Origin of the sequence: Pseudoduganella chitinolytica, from assembly GCF_029028125.1 — a bacterium.
GTDB classification, from domain to species: domain Bacteria; phylum Pseudomonadota; class Gammaproteobacteria; order Burkholderiales; family Burkholderiaceae_D; genus Rugamonas; species Rugamonas chitinolytica.
In genome coordinates this window covers 5,189,307-5,200,995 of sequence record NZ_CP119083.1, presented here as the reverse complement: position 1 = coordinate 5,200,995, position 11,689 = coordinate 5,189,307, and the positions used below count along the sequence as shown (strand labels likewise).

At 62.6% G+C, this 11,689-nt stretch carries 9 protein-coding genes and 1 pseudogene; 2 read left to right on the top strand and 8 right to left on the bottom strand.

Translation table 11 applies throughout. The features are described 5' to 3' along the window. Positions 1-69: 69 nt before the first annotated feature. Complete coding sequence (dnaN, locus tag PX653_RS23180; protein ID WP_277415046.1) at positions 70-1,176, top strand: DNA polymerase III subunit beta; 1,107 nt, start codon at positions 70-72, stop codon at positions 1,174-1,176. Between the two features lie 58 nt (positions 1,177-1,234). Then, a complete protein-coding gene (gyrB, locus tag PX653_RS23175; RefSeq protein ID WP_277415045.1) occupies positions 1,235-3,733 on the top strand; it encodes a DNA topoisomerase (ATP-hydrolyzing) subunit B in 2,499 nt (832 codons plus the stop codon). A gap of 79 nt (positions 3,734-3,812) precedes the next feature. Here the strand turns inward: gyrB and PX653_RS23170 are convergent, their stop codons facing one another. From PX653_RS23170 to PX653_RS23140, 8 genes and pseudogenes are all read right to left on the bottom strand, one after another. Further along, positions 3,813-4,070, bottom strand: a complete 258-nt coding sequence (locus PX653_RS23170; protein ID WP_277415044.1) for a PAAR domain-containing protein — start codon at positions 4,068-4,070, stop codon at positions 3,813-3,815. A 6-nt stretch (positions 4,071-4,076) separates the two neighbouring features. Next, entirely contained in the window at positions 4,077-5,759 is a 1,683-nt protein-coding gene (locus tag PX653_RS23165) for a T6SS phospholipase effector Tle1-like catalytic domain-containing protein (RefSeq protein ID WP_277415043.1), read from the bottom strand. Between the two features lie 33 nt (positions 5,760-5,792). Further along, positions 5,793-6,119, bottom strand: a pseudogene (locus PX653_RS28395) (DUF3304 domain-containing protein); the annotation flags it as partial. Between the two features lie 483 nt (positions 6,120-6,602). Next, on the bottom strand, positions 6,603-7,418 hold the full coding sequence (locus tag PX653_RS23160; RefSeq protein WP_277415042.1) for a DUF4123 domain-containing protein: 816 nt from the start codon (positions 7,416-7,418) through the stop codon (positions 6,603-6,605). Beyond that, positions 7,415-9,574, bottom strand: coding sequence for a type VI secretion system Vgr family protein (locus tag PX653_RS23155; protein ID WP_277415041.1), 2,160 nt, complete (start codon positions 9,572-9,574; stop codon positions 7,415-7,417). The genes PX653_RS23160 and PX653_RS23155 overlap by 4 nt, the downstream gene beginning before the upstream one ends. Then, on the bottom strand, positions 9,574-10,020 hold the full coding sequence (locus PX653_RS23150; protein ID WP_277415040.1) for a contractile injection system protein, VgrG/Pvc8 family: 447 nt from the start codon (positions 10,018-10,020) through the stop codon (positions 9,574-9,576). The genes PX653_RS23155 and PX653_RS23150 overlap by 1 nt, the downstream gene beginning before the upstream one ends. Before the next feature lie 86 nt (positions 10,021-10,106). Beyond that, the gene (locus PX653_RS23145; RefSeq protein ID WP_277415039.1) at positions 10,107-11,369 is read right to left on the bottom strand and encodes an NAD(P)/FAD-dependent oxidoreductase; all 1,263 of its coding nucleotides are present in this window, start codon (positions 11,367-11,369) and stop codon (positions 10,107-10,109) included. Continuing rightward, complete coding sequence (locus PX653_RS23140; protein WP_277415038.1) at positions 11,366-11,689, bottom strand: c-type cytochrome; 324 nt, start codon at positions 11,687-11,689, stop codon at positions 11,366-11,368. The genes PX653_RS23145 and PX653_RS23140 overlap by 4 nt, the downstream gene beginning before the upstream one ends.

Genomic DNA, 11,689 nt, shown 5'->3' with positions numbered 1-11,689 from the left:
CAACGCTTTGCCATAATGTGACACCTACAGCATTACGCATTAGTCATTAATTTTTTATCGAGGATATTTATGCAACTGGTCAAAACCACCCGAGATACGCTACTCCGGCCACTGCAGATCGTGAGCGGTATTGTCGAGCGTCGGCACACCATGCCGATTCTGGCCAATATCCTCATCCGCAAGGAAGGCGAAGCCGTCTCGTTCCTGTCCACCGATACCGAAGTGCAGATCACGACCAATGCCAACATCGGTGCGAGCGCCGACGTGGCCGGCACCACGGTCGCCGCGCGCAAGCTGCTGGACATCCTGCGCGCGCTGCCCGAGTCGGGCGACGTGACGATGACCTTGCTGAACAAGCGCCTGACCGTACAGAGCGGTAAATCGCGCTTCGCGCTGCAGACGCTGGCCGCCGAGGAGTTTCCGACCGTGCAGGAAGCGGAAACCTACAACGCGTCGTTCACGCTGCCGCAAAAGACGCTGAAGCACCTGTTCAACATGGTGCACTTCGCGATGGCGCAGCAGGACATCCGCTACTACCTGAACGGCCTGCTGCTGGTGCTGGACGGCGAGAACGTCATCGCCGTGGCGACCGACGGCCACCGCCTGGCCTTCTGCCAGGTCAAGACCGAGCAGGCGTTCGAGCGCCAGGAAGTCATCATCCCGCGCAAGACCATCATCGAGCTGCAGCGCCTCTTGGAAGAGAACGACGAGCCGGTCCAGCTGGACATCGCCGCCAACCAGGTCAAGCTGGGCTTCACCGACATCGAACTGATCTCGAAGCTCGTCGAGGGCAAGTTCCCCGACTACACGCGCGTGATCCCGAAGGGCTACAAGAACGACTTCACGATCAGCCGCGACGAGCTGCTGCGCTCCCTGCAGCGCGCGGCCATCATGACGAGCGATAAGTTCAAGGGCGTGCGCTGTATCATCAGCCCGGGCTCGCTGAAGATCTCGTCCACCAACGCGGACCAGGAAGAAGCGGTCGAGGAACTGGAAATCGACTACGGCGGCGACAACATCGACATCGGCTTCAACGTCACGTACCTGCTGGACGTGCTGAACAACCTGAAGTGCGACCAGGTCAACGTCTCGCTGGGCGACTCCAATTCGTCCGCACTGATCTCGATCCCGGAAAACCCGGACTTCAAGTATGTCGTGATGCCGATGCGGATCTGATCCGCCAGCCTGACAGCAGTCCCGATTCAAACAGCAAAGTTAATTGAGAAAGTAGTCCATGTCCGAAAGCCAGAACGCACCACAAATCCCGGCAAAACAGGAAGAGTACGGCGCATCGTCGATCCAGATCCTCGAAGGTCTGGAGGCAGTCCGCAAGCGCCCCGGCATGTATATCGGTGACACCTCGGACGGCACCGGCCTGCACCACCTCGTGTTCGAAGTGCTGGACAACTCGATCGACGAATCGCTGGCCGGGCACTGCACCGAGATCCACGTGACGATCCACTCGGACAACTCGATCTCGATCACCGACAACGGCCGCGGCATCCCCGTGGGCCTGAAGATGGACGACAAGCACGAGCCGAAGCGCTCGGCGGCCGAGATCGTGCTGACGGAACTGCACGCGGGCGGCAAGTTCGACCAGAACTCGTACAAGGTCTCGGGCGGCCTGCACGGCGTGGGCGTATCCTGCGTGAACGCGCTGTCGAAACTGCTGCGCGTGACGATCCGCCGCGACGGCAAGGTGCACCAGATGGAATTCGTGCGCGGCGTGCCGCAGGACCGCCAGCTGGAAACCCGCGACGGCGTGCTGGTCTCGCCGATCAAGGTCATCGGCGAAACCGACAAGCGCGGCACCGACGTGCACTTCTGGGCCGACGAAGAGATCTTCACGCACGTGGAGTTCCACTACGAGATCCTGGCCAAGCGTATCCGCGAACTGTCGTTCCTGAACAATGGCGTCAACATCAAGCTGACCGACCAGCGCAACGGCAAGGAAGAGATCTTCGCGTTCGAAGGCGGCACGCGCGGCTTCGTCGAGTACATCAACAAGGCCAAGAACGTGCTGCACCCGACCGTGTTCCAGGCCACCGGCGAGCGCCAGTCCGACCAGAACACGACCATCACCGTGGACGTGTCGATGCAGTGGAACGACGCGTTCAACGAGCAGGTGCTGTGCTTCACCAATAACATTCCGCAGCGCGACGGCGGCACCCACCTGACCGGCCTGCGCGCCGCGATGACGCGCGTGATCAACAAGTACATCGACGAGAACGACTTCGCCAAGAAGGCCAAGGTCGAAATCGCCGGCGACGACATGCGCGAAGGCCTGACCTGCGTGCTGTCGGTGAAGGTGCCGGAGCCGAAGTTCTCGTCGCAGACGAAGGACAAGCTGGTGTCGTCGGAAGTGCGCGGCCCGGTCGAGGAGATCGTCGCGAAAACGCTGACCGACTTCCTGATGGAGAAGCCGAACGACGCGAAGATCATCTGCGGCAAGATCGTCGAGGCGGCCCGCGCCCGCGAAGCGGCCCGCAAGGCCCGCGACCTGACGCGCCGCAAGGGCGTGCTGGACGGCCTGGGCCTGTCGGCCAAGCTGGCCGACTGCCAGGAAAAGGACCCGGCGCTGTCCGAGCTGTACATCGTCGAGGGTGACTCCGCAGGCGGCTCGGCCAAGCAGGGCCGCGACCGCAAGTTCCAGGCCATCCTGCCGCTGCGCGGCAAGGTGCTGAACGTGGAAAAGGCGCGCTTCGAGAAGATGCTGTCGTCGGAGCAGATCACGACGCTGATCGCGACCCTGGGCACGTCGATCGGCCCGGATGAATTCAACGCCGACAAGCTGCGCTACCACCGCATCATCATCATGACCGACGCGGACGTCGACGGCGCCCACATCCGCACCCTGCTGCTGACGCTGTTCTACCGCCAGATGCCGCAGCTGGTCGAACGTGGCCACATCTACATCGCCCAGCCGCCGCTGTACAAGGTGAAAGCGGGCCGCGACGAGCGCTACCTGAAGGACGACGTGGAAGAAGCGACGTACATGATGACGGTCGCGCTGAACACGGCCGTGCTGACGCCGCGCGAAGGCGCCGACCCGATCACGGGCGAGCCGCTGGCCGAACTGGCGCGCCAGTACAACCTGGCCAACGCCGTCATGATGCGCCTGACGCGCGTGATCGACCGCGCCGCGCTGACCGCCATCATGACGGGCGTGAAGCTGGACCTGACGACGATCGACGCCGCCCGCGCCTCCGCGCAAGCGCTGTCGGACAACGTCAACGATGCCAGCGTCACGGTGCAGGTGCGTTCGGACGACCTGTCGGAGAAGCACCTGCTGTGGATCGAGCGTATGCACCACGGTAACGTCAAAGTCAGCACGATCGACGCCGACTTCGTCGCCGGCTCCGACTACGCCGTGCTGGCGAAAGCGGCCGAGACGTTCACGGGCCTGATCGGCGAAGGCGCCCTGATCCGCCGCGGCGAAGGCGAGCGCACGAAGGAATCGGCCGTCGTCGACTTCCACCACGCCATGGGCTGGCTGCGCGACGAAGCGGAACGCACCGTCTCCAAGCAGCGCTACAAAGGCCTGGGCGAGATGAATCCGGACCAGCTGTGGGAAACGACGATGGACCCGACGGTGCGGCGCCTCCTGAAGGTGCAGATCGAGGACGCGATTGCCGCGGACCAGATCTTCACGACGTTGATGGGCGACGATGTCGAGCCGCGCAGGAACTTTATCGAGTCGAATGCGCTGCGGGCGGGGAATATTGACGTTTAAGCTTCCCCCATCTAGCGGACGTAAAAAAAGAGGCCTCGGCCTCTTTTTTTACGTCCGCGGCTCGCTACTTAAGGAGCCGTCAGATCGACGAGAGCAATGTCGCCCCGCACGCGGCCTTGTCGCCGTCATAGGCAAGCTCCTTGCCCCGGTGCTTGCGCTCGCCGCCCTGCGGCACGATGGCGAAGACGCCTTTGCACTTCGGGCACTTCACTTCATTGCCGGCGACGGCCACGCACTTGCCTAGTGCCTTCAGGTCCGGCGCTGCCGAGATGACGGAGCCGCCGTGGCTGGTCTTGTCGCCCAACCGGATCGCGCCCTTGCCTTTGCTGTTCTTCATGGGTTGTCATGCCGTGGTGGCGGTTGTAGTGAATTGATCGCCATGCTGCGTCAGCTCCGCGTTCTTGCTGCCGCGGAAGCAGCGGCGGTGACGCCAGTAGCCGGTCTTTTCGACGTGACTTTTCCTGAACCCCGCCAGGGAGTCGTGGACATAGGTGTCGAAGAAAGCTGCCAGCTCAGGATTTGCCAGTGGCGCCGCACGTGCCGTCGCCAGCACCGCCGGCGCTTCCGGATCCAACGACGCGATCTCTTCCTGCCGGTACTCTGGATTCTTCAGATCGAAGCGCTTGACGGATCGCGCCATGCGCACAAACGTTCCGGCCAGTCCCTCGTCGGCGCGAAACCCCATACGCTTCGCATCGTCCCTCAGTTGTTGATTCGAGTCGATCAGCAGGCCGCGGTCGCTTGTTGCACGGCTGACGTGCCCAAGTTCGGTGTACCGGTCTCGCGCTTGCCAGCGCCAGGCCATGTATGGCGCCATCCATTCGCTGAGCATCCTGGCGGACGGACCCAAAACGGCCAGGAACTTTTGATAGGCCTGCTCCAGCTCCGGGGCAATGGCGAAGCGGCCCTCGACGCTCGGGCGGAGCGGCACGCCAGCCGCGATGGCACAGTCCATCATATGGCGCAACGGGATTTGCGAGAGCTTGTATGCATCCCCCTTGGCCGCTTCGGTACCGCATGCGAGCCCCAGCTCACCCGGCGCATACCCGCCGCCGACATCGCTGTGTGAGCCTGGATAGGCGAACTCCCGGCAATTGGGCGGGACGATACCGTCCACCGATACTTCGTCCAATGGAAAATTCTTGCGGATTTCATGCATGGCGACAAAGTGGACGCACGTCTTGATGCTGGGGCTGATCCTAAGGAACTTGGCTTGTGCCCAGCCAGTATGTCCCTTCGTCGAATTGACGATCGTTCCGGTAACGCCGTCCATCGCACCTGCGGAAGCTACCGTGTCAAAGATCCCGAGAAAGCGGATCGTCAGCGGTACGCCTGCGAGTTTGCCGTCGATGGTCAGCCTTTCGATCCAGCTGCAGAACACCCGCGCCTGGGCGGCACCACGGGAAAAGCCGAAGACGTCGAGCACGCATTCCTTGAGCTTCACCTTGCTTGCTGCGAGTTTTTCTTCGAGCGCTTTTACTTGTCCGAAAAAGAAGTTTTCTCTGGCGGTGTCGTTGTCTTCGTAGTCGAGCAATCCCCGGTCACGCCCCAACAGACCTAGTCCCGCTTGCACCTGTTCAGAATGCTCATTACTGCAAAGGCCTTTAATCTGCTCAGGAGAATAAATTACACTCCCTATACCTCTCATACTGATTGCATTAATTAACGATAGCATTCCGAATATAACTCGAGCATAACCACCCCTGCCGAATGCGCCGCCAAACTTCGATTTCTCTTTCTCAGCTATTTCCGGGAACTGCGTACCGACACCATTGATGTAGAACCCTGCAAAGCCCAGCCCGATTTCTGATGGATACACACTTGCCAGTCGGGCGATATTGGTGTCACTGAATCCCGCCGCATCGCAATCTCTACTGTTATTTGTTCCATCAAAAAATGCACCTACTTGCAAACCGGCCGAACAATCTGACGCCTCGCATGCCGCAATATAGTATGCAACAATTCCATGTCTGGGCGCAACCGATGCATGACTAAACACCGAGGTCAACAGCGTCGCATCTTCCATGAATAGCCCCTATTTTCCTTCCACGTTCTTCGTCTAATCTACTTTCTGACCAACTGTTGCGGATGATCGTTCTCCGGCAAGCTGAGATATCGGATGCCTTTGATCAAAAGCAGCGAAATTGCTGGCAACAACGCGAGCACTCCCATTTTCAAAGAAGTGCACATACAAGCTCCCGGGCACCTTATAGCTTTCAACCGGTATTTCGGCCCTATATTGGCCGACCGTAATAATGCTTTTGTATATTCCCTGCCTTGTTTCCTCTAGGTTTTCCTTGCTCCAATCCCTTACTGTCCAAATAACCTTAGCTACAAGGCCAGCCCTCCACGCTTCAGGCAAGAGCAGACAGCAACTCATGCCACCGCCCCCCCCGCCCGTCCAGCGCCCCCCGCTATATGGTCGTTAACATAAACATCTTCGACGCTGTACCGATTGCCCATGTGCTGCACCGGCGTAATTACGACCGGGACAGTCGCAAGCTGAACCTCATTGCTTCGCCCAAGCGACGTGCATCCGCAGATCAACGATATACCACCCCAGAACAGCAGGTTTCTTTTTCGCATTTTGCTTCCGTATGGTTGATTACTATGGGAGTTAACCGATCTTTCAGCGATCGGGAAATACTAGAAGGTCGTCTCGGACCAGCTCATCCGCCGAGGCTAGTGCACGCAGTGGCGCGACCAGGCCTTGTACCATTTTCCAACCATCCGTTGTTTTTGGCCACAAAATGCCACAACCGGAGAGGTGGGCACCTATGAAAAACATAAAAAGGACAAGTACGGTTCTGTTAATTCTCATCTATTTCCCCTCCTCGCGTTAATAACCATGGTTTGACGATTGACCAGTCTAAGAAATGGACCTAGGCGACTGCTCTTTAACACAGCGTGCAATTCCCTCACGGACAGCTTCGATATCGTCCCATGCGAGAACTCTGTGCATTTCAGGCATCCTGAGAAGCTTTCCCCGCGTATCAAACGCCCCCCGAGCCAGAAGCATCAACGTCGCGTTATCGGTATGCCCGAATGAGCGATACAAATCGCGAGACCAGCGCGCCATTTCGTATTCCGCCAACGGTGTGGCAGCAAACTGATGGCCCGGTCGCATGGTTCTCAGGTTAGCCAGCAGCTGCTCTACCGCCAGCGCGTCCTTCAATGCCGCGACTTGCTGCTCGCTCAGCAGGAGCGGCAGAGCTGCGTCCGGTGCGACGCCGGCACATGGCAGTTGCGTGAGTACTCCGTTGCGCTGATGGACCTTCCACGAAGGTATCGGGCTGTTGAACAGTGCCCATTGCTCGGGCGTCAGCACGGTGGCCAATGCGGCCAGGACAAGGCAGTCCGCAAAGCGCAGCGTCAGCTCCTCGCCCTGCTCGTTCACAAAATAGATGAACCGCCGAAGGTGTCCGGCCAGTTCCTGCAGCGGCAGACTGCTGTCGATGATCGACAAGTGCAGTTGCGGCCGAAAAGCATTCGCCAGCGCCATCACTTCGCCGATGGCATCGGCCGCATGTGCTTGCGCCAGGTCGATCAGCAGCGGACTGACAACCAGGGCGTCCCGCTCGTACAGCGGTACCAGCCAGGCCGGCCGGTGCTTGCGCGTCCAGAGCTTCACAGGCGGATCGATCAGGGCAGTGTCGATCAACAGATAGGTAGCGAGATCGTTCATTTGGACGGCGCGAAAGGACTATGGGCTTGTGCTGCGATCAGCAGACACGGCACGCAGATCTTGTGGACTGGCTTATCGCCGGGGAATTGCAGCGTTTTCTGCTGGCCGGGGAAGGTCTGGTGGTCCGCCGCGTACATATGGTGCTTGCCGGACGTGTAGCCCTTGATACCGGCCGCGCTCAATTCCAGCTCGGTGCCGCCGCCATTGATGCGCACGCCCTTCTTGGCCTTGATCGTGATCCAGTCCGTCGTGCTGATGATTTCCAGGACCTTCTTCGCTAGCAGTTCAAGTTGCTCCTCCTGGGCATGGATAGCGACCTTGCCGGCCGCCGCGGTCAGCCTGGCACCGCCTTCGTTGGCAAAGAAGCTCAGGCCCTGCGCGGCACGAATCGTGGCCGTCTCGCCGGCCGCGATGCGCGTGGCTTGTGCGCTGACCATGTCGATGTCCGTCACGGCGCCCAGCGCCAGATTGGCCCCGCTGCCGGCGACGATCCCCGCCGGCCCGCTGACTGCCACCAGTGGCGTGGCTTGCTGTTCCAGCGCCTTGAGGGCACCGAACAGCTGTGCGAGGGCGCCGCTGTCCGGCTTGTCGCCGGCGTGGTCGGCCGCACGCATCGCCAGCTCCTTCGCCAGTTTCTCCAGGCCCTCGGCGATGCGCAACAGCTCCCCGCGCTCTACATGACGGCCCGCATTGCAGTCGCTGCTTTCGGCCGTCACCAGCACGCCCTCGATGCCGCGCACCGCGACGCTTTTCTGGCTGCGTAATTCGGCGCCCTGGCCGCGTTCCTCGCCAAAGCCGGCGCGACGGGGCTGCGTCAGGTAGCCCAGGTTCAGCTGCGATTGCGCGTGATCGCTGGCCAGCTGGGCACTGATCTGACCCGCAGTGTCGTCGAAGCGCAGCTGGTTGCCGCGACCGCCCTGCCTCACCTCCTTCGAGCGCATGCCGGACAGGTAACGGTTGCCCGGCAGCGCGCCGCTGGCACTGAGCGCGGGCGGGTGGCCCTTGCCGTTGTACAGCTGGCCCACGATCACGGGCTTGTCCGGGTCGCCCCCGAGGAACGCGATCAGCACCTCCGAGCCCACGCGCGGCAGGCTGACGGTGCCGCATTGGATGCCGGGTGCGGGCCCCTCGCCAGCCCAGTTGGTGGCGACGCGAATCCAGGCGGAGTCGCGTTCGGTGTCGGAGGCGCCGCTGCCGCCGTAGGCATGCGCGTGGTCCTCCTCGCGCGTGCCCGGAAAGCGCACCTTGACCCGGCCTTGCTCGTCGCAATGGACGTCTTCGCCATCGGGTCCGACGACGACGGCACTCTGCGTGTGCACCACCGGCAGATCGGTGCGGGCGTCGAAGGCCGGCACGATGTCCGTGCCCCGGCGGACCGCCGTGAAGCCGATTCGCGAGCGGCTGCCGTGGTCCCGGGAAGAGGCGAGTTCGCCCGTCAGCCAGCCGCTGCGCGAGAAGATCGCCTCGACGCGCTCGGCCAGCGCTTTCGGCAAATTATTGTCGGCCGCGATCCGCAGTGCCGTGATGACGAACTCCCGTTCCTCGGGCGGGTGCCGGTCGATTTCGGCGTGACCGGCCAGCCTGAAATATTCGCCCGCACGGAAGGCGCGCGCGCTGCCCTCTCCCTGAAAACACTTGGTCTCGTAATCGTGGCGCTGCATCGCCAGCGTACCCAGGGCGACCAGGTCGTCGTGACTGTCTCCTGCGTGAGGCATCAGGACCTGGTAGTCGTTCAGCGTTGCGCTGATGCCCGAGAACGAATTCTTGACGTGGCTTTCCGTCGTCACGCTCATCAGGCCCGACGCGTACGGCTCCGCGTAGTTCCAGCTGTGGCGCGTGACGCTGCCCGGCTGCAGCGTCCGCACGGCATGCCAGCTGGTGATGCTGTCGCGCTCCTCGGTGGCGGCATCGCGGTGGTAACGCACCGTGCCGGCCGCGTTGGGACGGCAGCTGTCGGCGTGGTTCCACAGCACCATGCGGTGCGCGACATAGTCGTCGGACGGCACGGGCTCGAAGTGCCAGTTGATCCCCCGGCGCTTGAGCAATCGGCGGACGAAGGCCGCATCCGACTCGTTGTGCTGCATCGTGAATTCGCGCTGCGGGTAGCCGGCCTGGCCGACCGTCGGATCGACTTCCAGCCGAAACTGCGTCGCCATCATGGGCTCATGTGCTGCCATTCGCTCACCAGCAGCTGCACGATCTCCACCTCGTTCTTGTTGCGGAAGATGCGGGTGTTGATGCGCTTTTCCATCGCCGCCAATGCGTCGCGGATCACGAGCCGGTAGCTTGCCAGGCCGCCGTCGCTGTCGCCGCTGGCGACTTCCGTGACGATACCGGCCACGGTACGCAGGTCGCCCGTGTCCGTGACGAAGTCGATGGCGGCCGGCAGTGCAATGAATTCCTTCAGCGGCAAGTATGCATCGAGCGCCACGCACAACAGCCGGTACTCGAACCCGCCGCAGATCGACTCGACGCCCTCGATGCGCTGCGGCAGCAGGACGTCATCCATGCGCATGCGCGGATGATCGATGCGCAGGTGCAGCGGCCGATTCGCCGTGATCAGGTTCCGGGGCAGTTGCAGGAAATCGCTGAGGGCATTCATTGCCGCCTCAAAAAAATGACGAGAGGCAATGTTTGCACAGCCATTGGCGCGCGGGTTTGCGCTGCCGCAACTACGATGTCGCTCGATCAGCCCAGCGTATCCGCCCAGATATTGGCAGCCCAGCTGAACGCATACGTGCCTTCCAGCGCGCTGGCTGCGGGCGACAGGCCGCCGGAGCCGGGCACCACCAGCAGTGTCTTTTTCACGGCGTCATAGGCATGCACGGAAGCGACGTGGATCACATCGCGATCCGAGACGAAGCTGTAGCACGTGTTGGTCAGCACCGGTGCGGCAGCGGGAGCGCGGCCGGACAGCAGGTCCACGACCGCCGCCGCGCACACTTTGCCGTGCTGGTTGGCCATGTGCGCGGACTTCGGCATCAGCGGCGCCGTCTGGATGGCGTCGCCGATGACGTGGATGCCGGGCGCCTGCGTCGACTCGAACGTGAGGAAATCCACCTCGCACCAGCGGCCGTTGGCGTTGGCCAGGCCCGTCCGCGCGGCGATCGCGCCGGCGCGGTGCGGCGGGATCACGTTCAGTACGTCCGCCCTGATCTTCTCGCCCAGTTCGGAGATCGCCGTGCGGGTGGCCACATCGACATCGACCGTGCGAAAGCCGGGCCGGTAGTCGACGATGCCGGCGTAGCGCTCTTTCCAGAGGCGCTTGAACAGGGCGCCTTTCGATACCACGTCCTCGTTCGCGTCCAGCACCAGTACCTTCGAACGGGGCTTGTGGCGGCTGAAGTAGAACGCCACCTGGCACGCCCGCTCGTACGGCCCGGGCGGACAGCGGTACGGCGCCGGTGGCACCGACAGCGCGTACACGCCGCCATCGGGCATCGCTTCCAGTTGCGCGCGCAGCGCCGTGGTTTGCGCGCCCGCTTTCCAGGCATGCAGCACCTGGTCCTGCGCGCTTGGCGCGGCCAGCCCCGGAATGGCGTTCGGCAGGAATTCGATGCCCGGAGAAAGGATCAACCGGTCGTACAGCAGCAGGCTGCCGCTCGCCAGCACGACGGTGCGCCTGGCGACGTCGATGGCGGCCGCGCTGTCGGGCAGCATCCTCACGCCGTGCCGGGTGAGGCCTTCGTAGCTCAAGGTCAGGTCGGCGATGCGGCGGCTGCCGCCCAGCACGAGGTTCGACAGCGGACACGAGATCATCGTGGAATTGGGTTCGACCACGGTGACGTCGACGTCGCCGCCGCTCCACAGGCGAACGTAGCGAGCCGCGGTGGCGCCGCCGTAGCCGCCGCCTACCACGACGACGTGCGGACGGGCTTTCGGTGCGACGCTGGCGCAGCCGGCCAGCATGGCTGCCGCGCCGCCTGCTGCGAGGAAGGCGCGGCGTTTCATTGGCGGTCCTTCTTGCCTGTCACGGGAGCCGTCGGCGCCTGCCCAAACCACGCGGCGATCAGCGCCAGCTGTTCGTCGGTGTAGCCCTTGGCCAGCTGCGTCATGATCGTCGCAGGCCGCGTGCCGGCCTTGAAAGCGCGCAGGCTGGCCAGCAGCGCTTCCCGCGACTGTCCCGTCAACGGTGGCAGCGCGTTGCCGGTGACGGGCGTGGGACCGTGGCAAGCGGTGCACGTGGCGGCCAGGCGGGCGCCCTCGTCGATCGGCCCGGCGGCAGTGGCCGGCAAGCATGCCAAGATCAGCGTGAGCGCCAGCGTTCGCAT